General features: G+C 73.7%; 15 protein-coding genes. 4 read left to right on the top strand and 11 right to left on the bottom strand.

The annotated features are described in order from the left end of the window. The first annotated feature begins 29 nt into the window (after window positions 1-29). A complete protein-coding gene (locus ACXNSR_RS28140) occupies window positions 30-275 on the top strand; it encodes a DUF397 domain-containing protein (RefSeq protein WP_458638167.1) in 246 nt (81 codons plus the stop codon). A gap of 88 nt (window positions 276-363) precedes the next feature. On the opposite strand, the gene ACXNSR_RS28135 is transcribed toward ACXNSR_RS28140, so the two are convergent. The 4 genes from ACXNSR_RS28135 to eccB all read right to left on the bottom strand — a co-directional run bounded on the left by ACXNSR_RS28135 (window position 364) and on the right by eccB (window position 4,111). Further along, on the bottom strand, window positions 364-672 hold the full coding sequence (locus ACXNSR_RS28135) for a WXG100 family type VII secretion target (protein WP_458638166.1): 309 nt from the start codon (window positions 670-672) through the stop codon (window positions 364-366). 45 nt (window positions 673-717) lie between these two features. Further along, a complete protein-coding gene (locus ACXNSR_RS28130; protein WP_458638165.1) occupies window positions 718-1,038 on the bottom strand; it encodes a WXG100 family type VII secretion target in 321 nt (106 codons plus the stop codon). Between the two features lie 218 nt (window positions 1,039-1,256). Then, window positions 1,257-2,522: a type VII secretion-associated serine protease mycosin gene (gene mycP, locus ACXNSR_RS28125; protein ID WP_458638164.1), complete on the bottom strand. Its 1,266-nt coding sequence runs from the start codon at window positions 2,520-2,522 to the stop codon at window positions 1,257-1,259. Between the two features lie 11 nt (window positions 2,523-2,533). After that, window positions 2,534-4,111, bottom strand: coding sequence for a type VII secretion protein EccB (gene eccB / locus ACXNSR_RS28120; protein WP_458638163.1), 1,578 nt, complete (start codon window positions 4,109-4,111; stop codon window positions 2,534-2,536). Window positions 4,112-4,369: 258 nt separating this feature from the next. Between eccB and eccE the strand changes: the two genes are divergently transcribed. The 3 genes from eccE (at window position 4,370) to ACXNSR_RS28105 (ending at window position 8,839) form a co-directional block, all read left to right on the top strand. Next, entirely contained in the window at window positions 4,370-5,644 is a 1,275-nt protein-coding gene (eccE, locus tag ACXNSR_RS28115) for a type VII secretion protein EccE (protein WP_458638162.1), read from the top strand. Further along, complete coding sequence (locus ACXNSR_RS28110; protein ID WP_458638161.1) at window positions 5,641-6,339, top strand: hypothetical protein; 699 nt, start codon at window positions 5,641-5,643, stop codon at window positions 6,337-6,339. The genes eccE and ACXNSR_RS28110 overlap by 4 nt, the downstream gene beginning before the upstream one ends. Window positions 6,340-6,445: 106 nt before the next feature. Beyond that, window positions 6,446-8,839: an SCO5717 family growth-regulating ATPase gene (locus ACXNSR_RS28105; RefSeq protein WP_458638160.1), complete on the top strand. Its 2,394-nt coding sequence runs from the start codon at window positions 6,446-6,448 to the stop codon at window positions 8,837-8,839. A 63-nt stretch (window positions 8,840-8,902) separates the two neighbouring features. Here ACXNSR_RS28105 and ACXNSR_RS28100 read toward each other — a convergent pair whose 3' ends face one another. The 7 genes from ACXNSR_RS28100 to infB all read right to left on the bottom strand — a co-directional run bounded on the left by ACXNSR_RS28100 (window position 8,903) and on the right by infB (window position 19,052). Further along, window positions 8,903-9,859, bottom strand: a complete 957-nt coding sequence (locus tag ACXNSR_RS28100) for a bifunctional riboflavin kinase/FAD synthetase (protein WP_458638159.1) — start codon at window positions 9,857-9,859, stop codon at window positions 8,903-8,905. Window positions 9,860-9,985: 126 nt separating this feature from the next. After that, on the bottom strand, window positions 9,986-10,732 hold the full coding sequence (locus tag ACXNSR_RS28095; protein WP_458638158.1) for a hypothetical protein: 747 nt from the start codon (window positions 10,730-10,732) through the stop codon (window positions 9,986-9,988). Then, entirely contained in the window at window positions 10,689-13,865 is a 3,177-nt protein-coding gene (locus ACXNSR_RS28090; RefSeq protein WP_458638157.1) for a hypothetical protein, read from the bottom strand. The genes ACXNSR_RS28095 and ACXNSR_RS28090 overlap by 44 nt, the downstream gene beginning before the upstream one ends. Window positions 13,866-14,098: 233 nt before the next feature. Then, window positions 14,099-15,004: a tRNA pseudouridine(55) synthase TruB gene (gene truB, locus ACXNSR_RS28085; protein ID WP_458638156.1), complete on the bottom strand. Its 906-nt coding sequence runs from the start codon at window positions 15,002-15,004 to the stop codon at window positions 14,099-14,101. Then, window positions 15,001-15,447 (bottom strand): 30S ribosome-binding factor RbfA, encoded by a 447-nt coding sequence (rbfA, locus tag ACXNSR_RS28080; protein WP_189745718.1) that lies wholly within the window; start codon window positions 15,445-15,447, stop codon window positions 15,001-15,003. The genes truB and rbfA overlap by 4 nt, the downstream gene beginning before the upstream one ends. A 28-nt stretch (window positions 15,448-15,475) precedes the next feature. Next, a complete protein-coding gene (locus ACXNSR_RS28075; protein WP_030651158.1) occupies window positions 15,476-15,769 on the bottom strand; it encodes a DUF503 domain-containing protein in 294 nt (97 codons plus the stop codon). 160 nt (window positions 15,770-15,929) lie between these two features. Then, complete coding sequence (gene infB, locus ACXNSR_RS28070; RefSeq protein WP_458638155.1) at window positions 15,930-19,052, bottom strand: translation initiation factor IF-2; 3,123 nt, start codon at window positions 19,050-19,052, stop codon at window positions 15,930-15,932. Window positions 19,053-19,201: the final 149 nt, after the last annotated feature.

Raw genomic sequence — 19,201 nt, 5'->3', positions numbered from 1 at the left:
AAGACGCTCCACCGAGGGAAAGGCCGCCCATGGGCACTCAGCAGGAGAAGGACGAGCTGTACGCGCTCGACATCAGCGGTGTCGAGTGGGAGGGGCCGCCCGGAACCAGCCCGGACGAGGAGCGGGTCGAGATCGCCCGCCTTCCCGAGGGGGCGGTGGCCATGAGGTCCTCGCTGGACCGCGACACGGTGCTGCGTTACACGGCCGCCGAGTGGGAGGCCTTCGTGCTCGGTGCCAGGGACGGCGAGTTCGACCTCGACCACCACCGTCCCTGACGGGGCGGACGCGGGAAACAACGCCGAAGGGGCGTGCCCGGTGTGGGCACGCCCCTTCGGCGTGTACGGACCTGAGTGGCGACCGGGCTCAGTAGGCCTCGGTGAACAGGGCCGACGCCCGCTTGTCGGTGGCGCGGTAGTCGTCCTTGCCGCGCTCGATGAGCTGGGCCACGTTCTCCAGGACGCCCTTCATGTGCTCGGCCTTGCCCTTGTACTGGCCCTGGAGGACGACGTACTTGCCGTGCGCCTCACCGTCCCAGGTGTCCGTGACGACCTTCACCGCCTGCTCCATCGCGGCCAGGTCGTCCATGATGTTCTTGGAGACCTGGCGGATGCGGTTGGCCATCAGCTGGACGCTCTCGTACCGGACCTTGGTGTGGCCGTCGTCGGCAGCCATGTGCTTCTCCTTCGCGCTGGGTGGGTTATGTGAGACCGACGTGGGTCAGACGTTGTTGAGACCGGACTGGATGGACCTGAACGCCGTGCGCACCTCGTCGTCCTGGGCGTTGGTCAGGTTCTTGGTCTGAGCCACCGCGTTGTGCAGGACGCCGAGCAGGCGACGGATCTCGTCGTGGTCGGTGTTCACCGCCGTCTGGGCGTCGATGAACCCCTGGGCACCGACACCGGTCCAGCCGGCGCTCACCGTGGCGAGGATGTCGGCCAGCTCGCGGGCCTGCTTGGTGACGGCCTCGGCAGTCTCTTCAATCTTGTTCTTCGCCTGGACTACGGGATCGTCTGCAAGTCCGAAGGTGTTCGTGCTCATCGAAGCTCCTCACTTCTCAATTCGCCGGCAGAACCGGCGGATTGCGCGGGCGGAGCGGCGGACCTTTCCGGGCGCGGTTGTCAGCCACGCGCCCCCGGTCGTCCCCCTCCGCTTCACGCGATCCCCCGATCACACTCGTGAAGCCTGGTGTCACTCTAGCCAGTTCACCGTTGTGCCCCAACACCGGTGGGACGCTTCCGTAGATGAACTGTGACCGTTCACTGCAAACGGCGCCTGCGGCTGCGGGCGTCACGGACGACCGTCGCGGTACCGGCGATGACGGCGATCAGGATCGCCCCGATGCCGAGAGCGTACGTGCCCAGCCGCTCCTCGCGCTCCTGGGCCGTCTCGGCGAGTCGCAGCGGCGCCGCCTGCGGGGCGGCCGCCGGGGGCGGGCCGGGGTCGGGGACCGGGGCCTTCGGGGCCTGCTGGTCGTGGGAGAGCGCCCGCACCGGGTCGACCACCCCCCAACCCACGTAGTCGTCACGGCCGTTGACCGCGCGTTCGGCAGTGTTCTGGATCTGCCAGACGACCTGCTGCGCGGACCAGTCCGGGTGCTTGGCGCGCAGCAGGGCGGCGACGCCTGCGACGTACGGCGCGGAGAAACTGGTTCCGTTGTCGATGCACTGGCCGAAGCCGGGGACGGTGGAGACCATGTCGACGCCGGGCGCCGCCACCCCGATGAAGTCACCGGGCTGGGAGAATCCGGCGCGCTCGTTGTTGCGGTCCGAGGCCCCCACGGCCAGTACGCCGGGGAAGGCCGCCGGGTAGGTCTTGCGCTTCTGACCGCTCAGGCCGTCGTTGCCGGCCGAGGCCACCACCACGACGTTGGCGGCGACGGCCTTCTGGACCGACTTGCCGAGATCGGAGTCGGCGGACAGCTGCGCGTCGGTGTCCTGGGAGATGTTGATCACCTGGGCGCCCTTGGCCACCGCGTGGTCGATGGCCTGGCTCAGGTTCGCGGCGTTGCCCTTGCCCTGCCCGTCGTTCTGCCGGATCGGGATGATCGTGGAGTCCGGGGCCAGCCCGACGAACCCGGTGCCCTGCTGGGGGCGGGCAGCGATCAGCCCGGCGACCTTGGTGCCGTGGCCGACGGTGTCGACCGTGCCGTCGCCGCCCTTGGCGTCGACGAAGTCCTTGCCCGCTCCGGTGTCGATGGCCGCGCTGAGCTGCGGGTTCGCCCGGTCGACGCCGGTGTCGATGACCGCGACGCGGACGCTGTTGCCGTTCTTGTCCTTGCCCTTGGTCTGCGCCCACAGTTCGTCGAGCAGCAGCCGCTGGAGGGACCAGGGCCGGTCCTCGATCTGCTTCTTCATCGGGAAGGTGCACTCCCCCGCGCCGTCGAGGCCCAGCGCGTACGGGGGCTGCGGCGCGGCGGCTGCGGCCGCGGGGGCTGCGGCGGCCGTACCCGTGCCGCCCGAGGCCAGGGCGAGGGTGAAGACGGCGGCCAGGAGGGCCCGCCGGGACGCGTGGGTCTGGGTCATCGGCGGCTTCCTCACGAACCCTGGGGCTGGCGGGCGGAGTTGGTGTCCAGGCGCGGCCCCTTGGAGAGGAACTCCGACCAGGCGATGGGCACCATGGCGGGGTTGACGCTGCCGTAGCCGAGCCGGACCTGCGCCTGGCTGGCCTCGGGGCGGCCGTCCGTACCGGCCTTCGACTGGTCGGGGGCGCCGATCTTCGACTGCTCGGTGTCGCTGTCGCCGTTGGCCTGGACGGCGTAGCGCAGACCGGTGTCGGTGACGAGGAAGAGGGAGCCGCCGGCCGTGGTCTGCTTGCCCTGGACCTGGGTGTACAGCAGACCGGAGCCGGGGGTGACGTACGCGCTGGTGCCGCTGGCGGTGATGTCGATCGGGAAGCCGGTGCCGGCCCAGGTGCTCAGGGTCTGGTTGCCCTGGCCGTCGACCGAGCGCAGCACGCTGCAGACCGTGTCGCGGTTGTTGGCCCCGCCGGTCGCGGTGCCGGCGGGCGGCGTCGTCTGGTTGATCCGCTCGGTCTTCTTCTGGGGCCACTTGATGTCGCCCGCGAACGGGGCGGCCTCCGGGTTGATCGACTGGAGGTCGACCTCGCGGGGCTTGCCGTGCATGTTGAGGCCGTCGGTCGCGGGAGCCGAGATCAGCAGCCAGGCGACGAAGTCGGAGACCGGCGCGACCTTCCCGGGCAGCACCACGTAGTGCTGAGCGCCGGAGCCGGTCTGCGCCTTGAGGACCATCCCGACCTTGTTGTCGGCGGTGCCCAGCCCCTTCACCCCGGCGTCGGTACCGGCCTTGCCGGGCAGCGGCGGGAAGGACAGGTCGTCGCCGGAGTTGAGGGTCCCCAGCCATTCGGGGCTGACCTGCTGGGGGGCGGCGCCGGTACCGACCATCGCGTTGGTCATCGTCCCGGCGGCCGGGGTGCCCTCCGGGAACTTGTACTTCGTACCGGCGGCGTCGACCAGGTAGCGCTCCTGGCCCGCGGCCGTGCTCTGCACGTACAGGGACTGGGTGTCGGTGAGCCTGCGGGCGTCGTCCGTCTTGGCCGCCTCGCGGTCGGCGAGCACGAAGGTGGCGGTCTGCACGCCCCGGCCGTTGCCCCCCGGCTGCTGGCAGACGGCCCAGCGCTTGGCCTTGCCCGCCTCGTCCTTGGAGGGGAGCCGGTCCGGGGCGTACGGGATGCCGATGATGGGGCCGCGCGGCGGGTCGCCCGCGTCGAGGACCTTGTCCTGGACCTGGATCACCTTGAACTTCGCCGGATCCAGCAGGAGTCGGGCGGAGGCGAGGTTCAGCACCGGGTGCAGCCGGGTCTGGTCCTTGCCGCCCACCTTCGTCGTCAGGACCACGTACCGGGTCGTCGAGTCCTTGCCGACGATGACCCTGGTCCCGGGTTCCGCCCAGCCCTTGGGGGCCGTCGGCTTGAACATGCCCCAGGCGCCGAACCCGGCGAGCACGAGCGCGCCGACGATCAGCCCGGGAAGGACCGCGCGCAGCGGGCGCGGCGCGCCTTCCTCGGTACCCGTGGCGGATGGCTGGAGGAACGCGGCCACCGTGCGCCGCTTCGCAAAGGTGTACGCGTTGAGCTCATCACGTCGTGATGCCATGACCGCCTGCTTCTCCCCGCACGGCCCGGCCGGTGAGTACGGTCCCCGGGCCTCGATAGTCGGACCGGGCACCTACTATGCCTCTTGACGGACGGTATGAAGGGGCCGGGTAGGGTGAGGCTGCCGCCCAGCCCCTTCCGCACCGGGTCGATCAGGGCTTGTTGGGGTGGATTGGGGAGATTCCGGGGCCGTGCGGCAGGCGTCGCGCAGTGCCGGGACTCATGGGGTCTGGCCCCGGAGAGGGGAAGTGCGCGAGTGATGGCCACCGCGACGGAGCAGCAGACCGGCGCGCCCGCACCGGCACGTGTCGGGGTGACGCCGCATCCGAAGTCGAGCCCCGGCCGCTTCGGCCCGTTCCGACTGCAACAGCTCGTGCTGCTCCAAGTCGCCGCAGCCGCCCTGCTGGTGGCCTGGGTGGTCGAACCGCTGCTGCTGCTTCCCACCGGTGTGCTGGCGCTCGTCCTGGTGCTGCTCGCGGTCGTACGCCGCCACCAGCGCTCCCTGCCGGAGTGGATCGGCAGCGCGCTCGCGCTGCGTTCACGCCGACGCCGGGCCGCGTCCTTCACCGTGCCCGCGGGTACGGAGCCGGGACTCGCCCCGCTGGTCGAGGCCGATCCGGCGCTGCGCACCCTCACCTTCAGCGACCGTGACCGGCGCCCGGTCGGGATGATCGGCGACGGGACCTTCCTGACCGTCGTCGTCCAGGTGGACACGGATGCCACCGCGCTGCGGCCCGACCGGTCGGCGCGGCCGCTGCCGCTGACCGCCGTACGGGACGTCCTCGAAGTGGACGGCATCCGGCTGGAGTCCGCGCAGCTCGTGCAGCACACCCAGCCGGCGCCGGCCCCGCACCTGCCCGCCCAGTCCATGGCGACCCGCAACTACGCGCCGCTGCAGGCCCGGACGGGGACCCCGGCGGTCCGGCTGACGTGGATCGCCCTCAAGCTCGACCCGGAGCTGTGCCCGGAGGCGGTCACCGCGCGCGGTGGCGGGCTGACGGGTGCACAGCGCTGTCTGGTGCGTGCGGCCGACCAGTTGGCGAGCCGGCTGGCCGGGGCCGGGTTCACGGCCACGGTACTGACGGAGCAGGAGCTGACGGCGGCACTGGCCACCTCCTCGTGCGCGAACCCGATGGCGATCACCCAGGCCGGCCGGTCGAACAGCACCGGGCGGCGGACCGAGGAGACCTCGCGGACCTGGCGCTGCGACGACCGGCGGCACACGACGTACTGGATAGGACGCTGGCCGCAGTTGGGGGGCGCCGGTGCGGCGGCGCTGCCGCAGTTCGTGGCGCTCCTCACCTCGCTGCCCGCGCTCGCGACGAACTTCAGCCTGACGATGGCCCCGGCGGAGCGACAGGGCGTCACCCTGAGCGGACACGTACGGGTGACGGGCCGCAGCGACGAGGAACTGGTCTCGGCGCGACGGGAGTTGGAGAGGACGGCGCGAGGCGTGAAGACCGGGCTGGTCCGGCTCGACCGTGAACAGGTGCCGGGGCTGCTGGCTTCGCTGCCGCTGGGAGGGGCACGATGAGGGGCGGATTCGGGCTGGTCGGCCCGCGTCGGGAGCGGCACGTGGTACCCGTCGCGGACCTGGACCTGCTGGCGCTGCCCGTCGGGGACGACGGGGTCGTCATCGGTGTGGACGCCGAGGGCCGGTCGGCGGTGCTCGGCATCAACCGGCCGACTCCGTACGAGGTGACGCTGATCGGCGGCCTCTGGACGGCACAGGTGCTGGCGCTGCGCGCGGCGGCCACGGGTGCGCGCGTGGCGGTGGAGACCGGGCGCGGGCAGGTGTGGTCCGGGCTCGCCCAGGCGGCGGGCGGCGGGCAGCAGTGCGTGACCCTGCACGAGGTGGGACGGGTCCCGCCGCAGGGAGCCTCGGCGGGCAGCCCGGTGCTGGTGATCCGCGACTGCGGGATGCGGCCGCCGCGCGGGCGCGTGGTGGCCGGTCCGTGGCAGTCGGTGCTGACCCTGCTGCCGTACCTGAGCCCGACGGCGCCGCGCCTGCTCCAGCAGTCTTCCCTGGTGGGGGTGCAGCGGGTGTCCCCCGACGAGGCGGACCAGATCGGCCGCCTGATGCGGCTCCCGCGGCAGGCGGTGGAGTCCCTGCCCACGCTGGGCGACGGGGTGACCCTGTGGTGCACGCCGCGGGACCGGCAGTTCGTGATGACCCAGGGGACGGACGCGGAGACGGGCCTGCTGGGCGGGGCCCGGCGCATCGACTGACCCGGCCCTCCGAGGGCGGCGGACAGTGGCATCGGGGCGCGATTAGGCTGGGTCCGGGCGCGGCGAGGTGGGCGCCGGACCAGTGTTCGACAGACCAGGAGGACCAGTGAGCGGCGATCGGAACGAGAGGCGCGGCGGGACGTGGGACGTCCCGACGGACGATCAGTCCGACGCGGAGCCCGAAGTGACGGGCGAGTTCACCATCGACTACACCCCGCCTGCCTGGTACATGCAGGGCGGGGCCCCGGCCGCGCAGGTACCGGGACTCCCCGAGGGCAGCGGCTTCGAGCCCCACCGCCCGTCGGAGCTGGAATCGCCCTCGACGCGGCGGATCGCTCCGCCGGTTCCGCGGACCCCGTCCGAAGGCACGGGCCTGCCGGTTCCGTTCCCGCCCGCGCCCGCGGCCCCGGCCGAAGCGGCCCCGGCGTACCGGGCTCCGGCACTGCCGTACTCGACTCCTGCCGAGGTTCCGGCCCCGGCGCAGGCCGAGGCTCCGGCACCGGCTCCTGCCACCCCTCCGGCTCCGGTCGAGGCTCCGGCACCGGCCCCCTTCGAACCGTCCCCGCCGCACGCGACCCCGGCCCCCGCTCCCGCCCCCGTCGAACCTCCGGCCCCCGCTCCGGACGCGGCCGCGGCGCCGGCTCCCTTCGAACCGGCCCTGCCGTACGCGACCCCGGCCCACGCTCCGACTCCGGTCGAGGCTCCGGCACCGGCACCGGCGCCGGCGCCGGCTCCCGGCGAGGACGCCCCGGCGGCGCTCGAAACCCCGGTCGCAGCCGAAGAGGTCGCACCCGAGCCGGCTCCTGTCGACCCCCCGCCCGTGACGCCCTTCCCCGCGCTGCCGCCCGTCGATGCGGTCACGCCGTACCCGGCCCTGCCGTCGGCCCCGGTCGCGGAGCCGGTGGCCGAGCCGGTCGCCGAGCCGGTCGCCGAGCCGGTGGCCGAGGATCCGCCCGCGCCCCGGTCCGGACCGCAGCAGACCCCCGCCGAGGGAACGCCCGTACTGCCGCCCGCCGAGCAGCCCGCGGCCGCGCCGGCGCCCGCGCCGCCGGCCGCCGTGGAGGCCCCGTTCGGGGGAGCCGGCGGCGAACTGCCTTCGCAGCCGCCCGCCTTCGGGACCCCTGAGGGCTACCCGTTCCCCCCGCCGGCTCCCGCGCCGCCGCAGCCCCAGCAGCCCCAGCCCTACGACCCGCGCACCGCCGGCCAGTGGTCGGCCGGGCCCGGGCAGCAGCAACCCCCGCAGCAGCAGCCGCACCCGTACCCGCAGCCCCAGCCCCAGCCGCACGACCCGCGCTACTCGGCCGGCCAGACCGGCAGCGGGGCACCCCTCGGCTACACCGCCGCCGTCGAGCTGTCGTCGGACCGCCTGCTGCGCAGCAAGCAGAAGCCGAAGAACAACAACAACGGCGTCGGCGGCCTGTTCCGCTTCGGCGGCAAGGCTGCCGAAGCGGAGCGCCAGCGCAAGCTGGAGCTGATCCGCACCCCGGTCATGTCCTGCTACCGGATCGCCGTCATCAGCCTCAAGGGCGGCGTCGGCAAGACCACCACCACCACCGCCCTCGGCGCCACCCTCGCCACCGAGCGCCAGGACAAGATCCTGGCCATCGACGCGAACCCCGACGCCGGTACGCTCGGCCGCCGGGTCCGCCGCGAGACCGGTGCCACCATCCGTGACCTGGTCCAGGCGATCCCGTACCTGCACTCGTACATGGACATCCGCCGGTTCACCTCGCAGGCCCCCTCCGGTCTGGAGATCATCGCCAACGACGTGGACCCGGCCGTCTCCACGACCTTCAACGACGAGGACTACCGTCGCGTCATCGAGACGCTGGGCCGCCAGTACCCGATCATCCTCACCGACTCGGGGACCGGCCTCCTCTACTCCGCCATGCGCGGCGTCCTGGACCTGGCCGATCAGCTGATCATCATCTCGACCCCGTCCGTGGACGGCGCCAGCAGCGCCAGCACCACTCTCGACTGGCTCTCCGCGCACGGGTACGCCGACCTCGTCTCGCGCTCCCTCACCGTCATCTCGGGGGTCCGCGAGACCAGCAAGATGATCAAGATCGAGGACATCGTGCAGCACTTCGAGACCCGCTGCCGCGGTGTCGTCGTGGTGCCGTTCGACGAGCACCTCGCGGCCGGCGCCGAGGTCGATCTCGACATGATGCGGCCCAAGACGCGCGAGGCGTACTTCAACCTCTCCGCGCTCGTGGCCGAGGACTTCCTGCGGGCCCAGCAGCAGGCCCCCCAGGGGCACTGGGGTGCGCCGCAGCAGCCCCAGGCTCCTCAGCAGCCCTACGGGCAGCAGCCCCCTCAGCAGCCGCAGCCGTACGGTCAGCCCCAGGGCCAGCCCCCGTACCAGCAGCCGCCGCAGCCCCAGCCGCAGCCCTACGGCCAGCCGTACCCCCAGCCCGGCCAGCCCTGGCAGCAGCCGCCGGCCCCGCAGCAGCAGCCGCCCCAGCCCCAGCAGCCCCCGCGCGATCCGCGCCTCGGCTGACCGGCGGCACAGCGAAGGGCCCGTACCACCCCGGGGGTGGTACGGGCCCTTCCGCTTCGTTCGTCAGCGCTTCAGGTCGTACGCGTCCGTCAGCACCCGCGCCCGCTTCACGTCGTCCGCGATCGCTTCCAGCAGCCCGTCCAGCGAATCGAACTTCGCCATGCCCCGCACGTACGCGAGGAAGTCGACGGCGACGTGCATCCCGTACAGGTCCAGCCCCACGCGGTCGATCGCGTACGCCTCCACGGTCCGCTCGGTCGCGTCGAACTGCACGTTCGTCCCCACCGAGATCGCCGCCGGCATCCGCTCGCCGTCCGCCGTCAGCCAGCCCGCGTAGACCCCGTCCGCCGGGATCGCGGTGTGCGGCTGCGTCTCGACGTTCGCCGTCGGGTAACCGAGTTCGCGTCCGCGCTGCGCACCGCGCACCACCACGCCCTCGACCCGGTGCGGACGCCCCAGGATCTCGGCCGCGCCGTCCATGTCGCCCTCCGAGACCAGCCTGCGTGCCAGCGTCGAGGAGAACGGCACCCCGCCGCCCGCCTCGCCCCGCTCGACCAGGTCCACGACGTCCACCTCGTAGTCGTACGTGGAGCCCAGCTCGCGCAGGAAGTCGACGTTCCCCGCGGCCCGGTGGCCGAAGCGGAAGTTCGGGCCCTCGATGACGGCGCGCGCGTGCAGCTTGTCGACGAGGACCTTCACGATGAAGTCGGCCGGGGACAGCTGGGAGAACGCCGCCGTGAACGGCAGGATCAGCAGCGCGTCCACGCCCAGCCCGGCCATCAGCTCGGCACGCCGGTCGTACGGGGCCAGGATCGGCGGGTGGCTGCCGGGGCGGACCACCTCGCTCGGGTGCGGGTCGAAGGTGACCACCACGGAGGGGACACCGAGCTCACGCGCCGTGGCCACCGCCCGGCCGATGATCAGCTGATGTCCCCGGTGCACGCCGTCGTAGGAGCCGATGGTGACGACGCTGCGTCCCCAGTCCTGGGGGATGTCCTCCAAGCCACGCCAGCGCTGCACTGTGACCGCTCCTCGCCCGAACCCGGTTGGTCCTTGAACTGATTGCCGATTGCAGGTCTAAGACTGCCATGCCGGTGGCCGGTGCCCCGCATCGGCATCTGACTGGATGCGCCACCGTGTCTGTCGTCACGTCACATCCGCGGCCGCCCTGCTCAGGGTCTCCACCGTCCGCCGGGCGCTCGGCCCGAGCAGGGCAGCGGCCTCCGCCACCGCCGCCGCCTGCCAGCGGGCCACCAGCGCCCCGAAGGCCGGTTCGGCCCGGGACAGCTCCACCGTCCGCCGCTCGAAGACCGCCGCCCCGCCCGGGGCCCGCAGCAGCTGCCGCCCGGTGCGCCGCAGCAGCTCCCGCGTACGGTCCTCCGGGCGTCCGGCGGCCCCGGCCGCGACGGCCCCCAGGAACACGTCGAGCACCTGCGGATCGGCCTCCTCGCGCAGCAGGGTGTCGGCCAGCTCCCCGCGCAGCGGGTACGAGGCTTCGCCGCCCGGCGCGGCCAGGACGACGGCCAGCGCGGCCCGCACCACGGCCGGGGCGCCGAGGAGCAGGTCCAGGACCAGGGGCCGCACCACCGAGGCGGCGGCCGGGCCCTGGTCGAGCCGCCGGTCGACGAAGAAGGCGGCGTGCGGCGCGTCCGCGGGGCTGCGCGCGAGGTGCTCGCGTACGAGGTCGGCAGCGCGCCGGGCCAGCCCCGGCGTGGTCAGCTCGGCCAGGGCGCGCACCACTTCCCCGTCGGCCCGGGCGCGCAGGGCGGCGAACACCTCGTCCGGATCGGGCAGCACCGGCAGGGCCGCGACCAGCGCCGCCGCGGGCGGCCCGGAGCCGAACCCGGGATCACGGAAGCGGGCGAGGGCGTCGGGCAGGTAGCGGCCGCGCACCTGCGGGGTCGCGGAGCAGGATCGCGAGGGCGCTGCCGTGCAGGGTGGCGTCGGCGGGGCGGGCGAGCAGCGCCCTCGCGGCGCGGCGCAGCAGCTCCCGGTCGGCGGGGACGCGCACGTACGGGGCGGTGGCGAGGCCGTAGGCGGCGGCCGCGACCCGCCGCCCGGGCCGTTCGTCGCGCGCCCAGCGGTCGACGGCCCGGCACAGGGCGGAGGGCTCCTCCTCGGCGAGTACGGCGAGCAGCTCGTCGGCACGCGGGTGCGCGGCCGTGACGAGCGCCTCGGCGAGGTCGTCCACGGCGAGGCCGCGGTGCGTGTGCAGCAGGGCCTGCGCGGCGGTGGCGACGGTGGCCCCGGGGCGGCCGCGCAGCCGGCGCCCGTCGGTGAACCAGGCGCAGAGCAGCGGCTGCGCGCGCTGCGGGTCCCGGGCGAGGCGGCGGGCCGCGGCGTCGAGGTAGCGGTCGCCGGGGACCGCCTCGGCGGGGTCGGCGGGCAGCAGCCGGCGCAACAGGTCGAGGCGGTCGGGCTCGGGCAGCCGGAGCCGGTTCCAGAACCGGCCGCCGAAGTCCCCCGGGCCGGCGCGGGCCACGTGCTCGGCGAGGGCGTGCAGGACGGGGAGGTGGGGCCGGGCGTCGGGGACCCGGAGCAGGGTTTCGCGCAGCAGCCGGGCGGCCCACCAGGCGCCGTCCGGGGCGGCCCGCTCCGGCCCCTCGGTGAAGTGGTTGAGCCGGTGGACCAGCCCGGTGAGCTCGCCGCGCAGCCGGTCGGGGGCGAGTCTGCGCAGGGCCTCCAGGACGGGCCCGATCCGGTGCCGGGGCACGGGCGGCCCGGGCTCGGCGGAGCCGTGCACGAGCAGGCCGAGGGCAGTCGGAACGTCCAGGTGGCCGGCCTGGATCCAGTCGGACAGCTCCTCGTGGGCGAAGCGGTAGCCGGGCCCGGCGGGCACCAGCAGTCCCTCGGTGAGCACGGCGGAGGCCCATCCGGTGCGCCAGGGGAACAGTTCCTCGAAGGAGGCCCGGTCCAGCTGTCCCTGCCCGGGTCCCAGCGCACGCCGCGCGGCTTCGTGGACCCGGCCCGCCACGCGGGCCGCGAGCCGCCTGACGCCGGGCCCGTGCACCGTGGCGCCCCCGGCGTCGGCGCAGGCCGCGGCGATGCGGACGGCGCTGCGCAGGCACAGCAGGTCCAGGTGCGCGGCGAAGACCTCGTCGCGGCCGGGGCGGCCGGCGGTGACCCCGGCGGCCCGGATCCCGGCGAGCAGGTGCAGGGTGAGCGGGTGCCGGGCGTCGGCCTCGCGGACGGCGTCGGCGGGGATGCCGAGGCGGGCCCGGGCGGTCTCGGCCTCGGCGGCGTCGAGGTCCGCGATCGGGAGGGCGGGCGGCAGCCGCCGGGCGGGGCGGGCCGGGGTGTGCAGCGCCTCGGGCGGGTAGAGGGCGCCGGCCCCTTCCCAGTACTCCGGCCGGGCGGCGACGACCAGCCGGGCCCCGGTCGCGTCCAGCCATTCGGCGGTGGCGGTGGTCCAGGGGCCGAGGCGGTGGGCGAGCTCCGGCGGCATCTCCTCCGGGGCGTCGAGCACGACGAGCAGGCGGCGGCCGACGCGGGCGACGACGTGCGCGAGGTGTGCGGCCGGTTGGCTGCGCCGCTCGGGCGGGGTCGTTCCGCCGGGGCCCGGCTCCGGCTGCGCGCACCACACGGGCGGGGGCGTCCCACCGGGACCCGACTCCGGTTGGCTGCGCCGCACGCGCGAGGTCGTTCCGCCGGGACCCGGCTCCGGCTGCGCGCACCGCACGGGCGGGGGCGTCCCACCGGGGCCCGACTCCGGTTGGCTGCGCCGCACGCGCGGGGTCGTTCCGCCGGGACCCGGCTCCGGCTGCGCGCACCGCACGGGCGGGGGCGTCCCACCGGGGCCCGACTCCGGCTGGCTGCGGCGCTCGGGCGGGGTTCCGGCGGGGCCGGGCGCGCGCCGGGGCGTCTGCTCGGGCGCCGAACGTGGCGAGGGGTCGGAAAGCGCGGCGGCAGTGCGTTCGGCGCCCTGCGGGGATCGCCCCGGCACACACCCGGCCCCGCCGGAACCAGGGCGCGGGCCCGCGTCGGGCTGGATGAATGGCCCCGACACCCCGTCGGCCCTGGCGGCGGGGCGCGGGGGTCGTCCCGGCACGCACCCGGCCCCCGCGGTACCAGTGTGCGGGTCGGCCTCGGCGGCGGCGCGGGCGGCTGCGGTCAGGGCGCGGGTTGCGGCGTCGGCCAGGGAGGTGTCGGTCGCGCGCAGGTCGGCGCCGCGCAGCCACAGGGTCGGCGCCGGGCGGGCGCCGCGTGCGCGGCGTACGGCCAGGGCGGCCAGCGCCGTGGTGCGGCCCGTGCCCGGGTCTCCGACGAGGCCCAGGACCGGGCGGTCCCCGGTGGTGAAGGCGGCCAGTTCGGCGGCGATGCCGGGACGCTCCACGGGTTCCGGGAAGGGGGCGCCGAGCGTGGTCGCGGTCAGTTCCAGCGCCCCGGCGAGGTTCAGGTCGGCGCCGTGGCCCGGCACGGTGGCGGCGTTGCGCTCCAGCAGTGCGGCCAGCGGGCCGTCCGGATCGGCGTCGGCCGCCGCCCGCAGGGCCACCGCGAAGCCTCCGGAGCGGTGCTCCGCCCGCAGTGCGGTGCCCACCACCGCGAGCACCGCTCCCGTCCCGGCATCGAGCACCGGGCCCCCGCAGGCCTCTCCGCCCAGCAGCAGCGCGTCCCGGCCGTCGGTGCCGATCGCCAGCTCCAGGGCCACGCCCTCGGGCACCGCGTGGGAGCGGTCCACCGCCCGGTAGTCGACCTCCGCGGCCCCCAGCACCCGCGCCTGCCGCCATCCCCGCGCGGGCAGCACTACGTAGGTCCCGGGATCGATCGCCTCGCGCGGCGCCACCGGGAGCGGCCGCATCCCGAGTCCGTCGGTCCGCACCAGTGCCAGCGCCAGCTCCGGCAGGGCGGTCACGTCCGCCGCGTCGGCCAGCCAGGTCCGCCCGGCGGGGCCCGGCGCGTGCAGCACCACCCGCGTCAGCCCGTCGACGGCCTCGTGACCGGTGATCACCGTCCCGTAGTCGTCGGCGACGAATCCGCTGCCGCGCGTCCGCCCCTCGGGATCGCAGATCCTGATGAGCTCCGCCATGACCGCACCACTCCCCCGCAAGGCCCCGTACTCACGACGGTAGGCAGGCGAAGATCAGCACGAAAAGCACGCGAGGCGAAAGCGCCCCCATGCGCTCCCTCCATTCACTCCGAGCGCCTGCTCGGACGGGTGAATACGGGGGTCGGGGTGGATAGAGACCTACCCGAGGGGGGTCGTGGAGCGGTGAGCGGCAGTCCAAGTGCGCTCACCGCTCCACGTCGACACCCCGCTCGTCAGACGAAGACCGCGAGGGACTTCGCCTTTCCGTTCTTGCTCTCGACGAGCCCGAGCAGCTGCCCCTGCGGCCCGAAGACCGCGACCGTGCGACCGGCCTCGTACTCCTGCGGCATGTCGATGCGCACGCCGTTGGCGAGCAGCGACGCCCGCCGGGCGTCCAGGTCCCAGCGCGGAAAGGCCGCCGCGGCCGCCTCGCCGATGGGCATGACGGTCAGCTCCTCCTGGAGCTGGTCCAGGGTCCGTGCCTTGTCCAGCTTGTACGGGCCCACCCGGGTGCGGCGCAGCGCGGTCAGGTGCCCGCCGACGCCGAGGTCGGCGCCCAGGTCACGGGCGAGGGCGCGGATGTACGTACCGCTGGAGCAGACGACGGAGACGACGAGGTCGACGACCTTCGTGCCGTCCTCGGCCTCCGCCTCGCGCATGTCGTACACCTGGAAGGAGGAGATCGTGACCGGGCGGGCCGGGATCTCGAAGTCCTCGCCGTCGCGGGCGCGCTTGTAGGAGCGCACACCCTTGATCTTGATGGCGCTGACCTTGGACGGGACCTGCATGATCTCGCCGGTCAGCTTGGCGATGCCCGCGCCCACGGCTTCCCGGGTGACCCCGGAGGCGTCCGCGGACGAGGTGATCTCGCCTTCGGCGTCGTCCGTCAGGGTGTCCTGGCCCAGGCGGATAGTGCCGAGGTACTCCTTCTCGGTGAGCGCGAGGTGGCCGAGGAGCTTGGTGGCCTTCTCGACGCCGAGGACGAGGACGCCCGTCGCCATCGGGTCCAGTGTTCCCGCGTGGCCGACGCGGCGGGTCTTGGCCATCCCGCGCATCTTGGCGACCACGTCGTGCGAAGTGAAGCCGGACGGCTTGTCGACGATGACAAGGCCGTCCGGCGTCTTCCCTGCGTTGCTCATTCGGCAGCTGCGTCCTCGTCGTCGCCCGGCTTCTTGTACGGGTCGGCGTCGCCGGCGTACTGGGCGCCGGAGGACACCTCGCGCACCTGGGCGTCGGAGGTCCGAGCCTTCTCGAGGAGGTCCTCGATGGTCTTGGCGTTCTCCGGGAGGGCGTCCGCGACGAAGGTCAGGGTGGGCGTGAACTTGGTGCCCGCCGCCCGGCCGACCGCGGAGCGCAGTACGCCCTTGGCGCTCTCCAGGCCCGCTGCCGCGCTGGCGCGGTCCTCGTCGTCGCCGTAGACCGTGTAGAAGACCGTGGCCTCCCGCAGGTCGCCGGTGACCCGGGTGTCCGTGATGGTCACGTGCGTACCGAGGCGGGGGTCCTTGACTCCGCGCTGCAGCTTCTCGGCCACCACCTCCCGGATGAGGTCCGCCAGCTTCTTCGCCCGCGCATTGTCGGCCACTGGTCCGTCTCCTTCTTATGTCTTGCTATCAGTCTTCATCACCGTGGAGGCGCCGTCGTACGGACAGCAGCTCCACTTCCGGACGCGCAGCGACCAGCCGCTCGCAGCGGTCCAGTACGTCCGAGAGGAACCCCGCGTCCCCACTCACCAGGGCGACCCCTATACGGGCCCTGCGGTGCAGGTCCTGGTCGCCCACTTCAGCCGCGCTCACGGAGAACTTGCGTTGGAGCTCGGCCACGATGGGCCGGACCACGGAGCGCTTCTCCTTCAGCGAGTGGACGTCGCCGAGGAGCAGATCGAAGGACAGAGTCCCCACGTACATGCAGTTCCGGATATCCCGCCGGTGCGGGTTCGGTGGCCTGCCGGCCGTCGCTCGGCAGGATCACCAGAACCGTACACGCAACGGCCGGGGCCGATCGACGGATATTCCGCCGACCGGCCCCGGTGTGACGAGCTACGACACGGTGCGATGTGCCTCGCGCTTACGCGCGCGGCTTCTCGCGCATCTCGTACGTCGCGATGACGTCGTCGATCTTGATGTCGTTGAAGGAACCGAGGTTGATACCACCCTCGAAGCCCTCGCGGATCTCGGTGACGTCGTCCTTGAAGCGGCGCAGACCCGAGATGGTGAGGTTCTCGGCGATGACCTTGCCATCGCGCAGGAGCCGCGCCTTCGTGTTGCGCTTGACCTCGCCGGAGCGGATGAGGACACCCGCGATGTTGCCCAGCTTGGACGAGCGGAAGATCTCGCGGACCTCCGCCGTACCGAGCTCGACCTCTTCGTACTCCGGCTTGAGCAGACCCTTCAGGGCCGCCTCGATCTCCTCGATGGCCTGGTAGATCACCGAGTAGTAGCGGACGTCGACGCCCTCGCGGTCCGCCATCTGCGCGGCACGGCCGACAGCGCGGACGTTGTAGCCGATGACGATGGCGTCGGAGCCCATCGCCAGCGAGATGTCGGACTCGGTGACCGCACCCACACCGCGGTGCAGGACGCGGATGTCGACCTCTTCGCCGACGTCGAGCTGGAGCAGCGAGGACTCGAGGGCCTCGACCGCACCGGACGAGTCGCCCTTGATGATGAGGTTGAGTTCCTGGACCAGACCGGCCTTGAGGACCGAGTCGAGGTCCTCCAGGGACACCCGGCGGACGCGCTTGGCGAAGTTGGCGTTGCGCTCGCGCGCAGCACGCTTCTCGGCGATCTGACGGGCGGTGCGGTCCTCGTCGACGACGAGGAAGTTGTCGCCGGCGCCGGGGACGTTGGTGAGACCCAGGACCAGGACGGGGGTCGACGGACCCGCTTCCTCGATGTTGTTGCCCTTGTCGTCGAGCATGGCGCGCACTCGGCCGTAGGCGTCGCCCACGACCATCGTGTCGCCGACGCGGAGGGTACCGCGCTGGACGAGGACGGTGGCGACGGCACCGCGGCCGCGGTCGAGGTGGGACTCGATCGCAATACCCTGAGCGTCCTGCTCGGGGTTGGCGCGCAGGTCGAGCGAGGCGTCGGCGGTGAGGACGACGGCCTCCAGCAGGGAGTCGATGTGCAGACCCTGCTTGGCGGAGATGTCGACGAACATCGTGTCGCCGCCGTACTCCTCGGCGACGAGACCGAACTCGGTGAGCTGGCCGCGGACCTTGGTCGGGTCGGCACCTTCGACGTCGATCTTGTTGACCGCGACGACGATCGGGACGCCGGCGGCCTTGGCGTGGTTCAGCGCCTCGATCGTCTGCGGCATGACGCCGTCGTTGGCCGCGACCACGAGGATCGCGATGTCGGTCGACTTCGCACCGCGGGCACGCATGGCGGTGAACGCCTCGTGACCCGGGGTGTCGATGAAGGTGATCTTGCGGTCCTCACCGTTGACCTCGGTGCCCACCTGGTAGGCGCCGATGCCCTGGGTGATGCCGCCGGCCTCGCCCGCGACGACGTTCGTCTTGCGGATGGCGTCGAGCAGGCGGGTCTTACCGTGGTCGACGTGACCCATGACGGTGACGACCGGCGGACGCGGCAGGAGGAACTCCTCGCCGCCCTCGTCCTCGCCGAACTCGATGTCGAAGCCCTCGAGGAGCTCGCGGTCCTCCTCCTCCGGGCTGACGATCTGAACGACGTAGTTCATCTCGTCGGCGAGGAGCTGGAGGGTCTCGTCGGAGACGGACTGCGTGGCCGTGACCATCTCGCCGAGGTTCATCATCACGGCGACGAGCGACGCCGGGTTGGCGTTGATCTTCTCCGCGAAGTCGGTGAGGGAGGCACCGCGCGACAGGCGCACGGTCTCGCCGCCACCGCGCGGCAGCATCACGCCGCCGACGGACGGGGCCTGCATGGCCTCGTACTCCTGGCGCCTCTGACGCTTGGACTTGCGACCACGACGGGCCGGACCACCGGGACGGCCGAAGGCGCCCTGCGTGCCACCACGGGCACCGGGACCACCGGGACGACCACCGAAGCCGGGACGACCGCCGCCACCGGCACCGGCCGGACCGCCGCCGAAGCCGCCGCCACCGGGACGCGGGCCGCCGAAGCCGCCGCCGCCCGCGGGACGCGAGCCGGGACCGGCCGGACGGCCGGCGAAGCCGCCGCCACCCGGACGACCAGCGCCACCGGGACGCGGGCCACCGGCACCGGGACCACGGCCACCGGGGCCGCCACCGGGACGGGGACCGGGACCACCGGCAGCGGGACGCTGCGGCATCATGCCCGGGTTCGGACGGTTACCGCCGGGAGCACCACCGGGACGCGGGGCGCCGCCCTGCGGACGCGGCATGCCGCCCGGGGTCGGACGGGCGCCGCCGGGACCCTGCGGACGCGGAGCGCCGCCGGGACCACCCTGCGGGCGGGGAGCACCCTGGCCGCCGCCGGCGCCGGGGGCACCGGGACGCGGGGCGCCGGCCGGACGGGGCGCCTGCGGGCGCGCCATGCCGGTGGAGCCGCCGGAGGTGAACGGGTTGTTGCCCGGACGGGGACCCGCCGGACGGGCACCCTGGGGACGCGGCGCCTGGGAGCCGGGGGCTCCGGCGGGACGCGGCGCCTGGGCACCGGGGGTGGCGCCGGCCGGGCGCGGGGCGCCGGGACGGGCACCGCCCTGGCCACCCTGACCCTGGCCCGGACGCTGCTGCGTCGGACGGGGGCCGGGAGCCGCGGCGGGACGCTCGGTGCGCGCCGGGGCGGCCGGGGCCGCCGGAGGCGCGGAGAACTCGGTCGCCACGGGCGCCGCCGGAGCGGGCTTCGGGGCGGCCGGAGCCTTCGGGCCGGGACGCGGGCCGGGGGCGGCCGGCGTCACGGGTGCTGCGGCCGGGGCCTCGGCGGCGGCCGGCTTGGGGGCCGGTGCGCCGGGCTTCGGGGCAGCAGGACGTGCCGCAGCGGCCGGGGAGGGCGCTGCGGGCTTGGCGGGCGCGGCCTTGCGGGGCGCGCCGGGCTTTGCAGCGGACTTGCCGGCGTTGCCACCGGGCCCCTGCAGTGCGTCAGTCAACTTGCGTACAACCGGCGCCTCGATCGTCGAGGACGCCGAACGGACGAATTCACCGAGTTCTTGGAGCTTGGCCATGACGACCTTGCTCTCCACCCCGAACTCCTTGGCGAGTTCGTATACCCGGACCTTAGCCACTTCGCTCCTTTTAGGTCCGGGTTACGCCGGACCGTCGCTACTTCATGGGCGTACTCATCGCGTACTCATCGAGTGCTCATCGCAATCTCGACCTACTTCCAACTCGCGAGGTACCTGACCGCACGGGGTATCCGTGCCGTACTACTTCT

The sequence above is a fragment of the Streptomyces sp. NC-S4 genome (genome assembly GCF_054353315.1).
The sequence above is the reverse complement of the archived record's forward strand: the minus strand, read 5'-3'. Positions and strand labels throughout refer to the sequence as shown.

Bases quoted from the DNA above. Each gene is read 5' to 3' on its own strand.
- ACXNSR_RS28140 (WP_458638167.1), top strand. From the start codon at position 30: ATGGGCACTCAGCAGGAGAAGGACGAGCTGTACGCGCTCGACATCAGC.
- ACXNSR_RS28135 (WP_458638166.1), bottom strand. From the start codon at position 672: ATGGCTGCCGACGACGGCCACACCAAGGTCCGGTACGAGAGCGTCCAG.
- ACXNSR_RS28130 (WP_458638165.1), bottom strand. From the start codon at position 1,038: ATGAGCACGAACACCTTCGGACTTGCAGACGATCCCGTAGTCCAGGCG.
- mycP (WP_458638164.1), bottom strand. From the start codon at position 2,522: ATGACCCAGACCCACGCGTCCCGGCGGGCCCTCCTGGCCGCCGTCTTC.
- eccB (WP_458638163.1), bottom strand. From the start codon at position 4,111: ATGGCATCACGACGTGATGAGCTCAACGCGTACACCTTTGCGAAGCGG.
- eccE (WP_458638162.1), top strand. From the start codon at position 4,370: ATGGCCACCGCGACGGAGCAGCAGACCGGCGCGCCCGCACCGGCACGT.
- ACXNSR_RS28110 (WP_458638161.1), top strand. From the start codon at position 5,641: ATGAGGGGCGGATTCGGGCTGGTCGGCCCGCGTCGGGAGCGGCACGTG.
- ACXNSR_RS28090 (WP_458638157.1), bottom strand. From the start codon at position 13,865: ATGGCGGAGCTCATCAGGATCTGCGATCCCGAGGGGCGGACGCGCGGC.
- truB (WP_458638156.1), bottom strand. From the start codon at position 15,004: ATGAGCAACGCAGGGAAGACGCCGGACGGCCTTGTCATCGTCGACAAG.
- ACXNSR_RS28075 (WP_030651158.1), bottom strand. From the start codon at position 15,769: ATGTACGTGGGGACTCTGTCCTTCGATCTGCTCCTCGGCGACGTCCAC.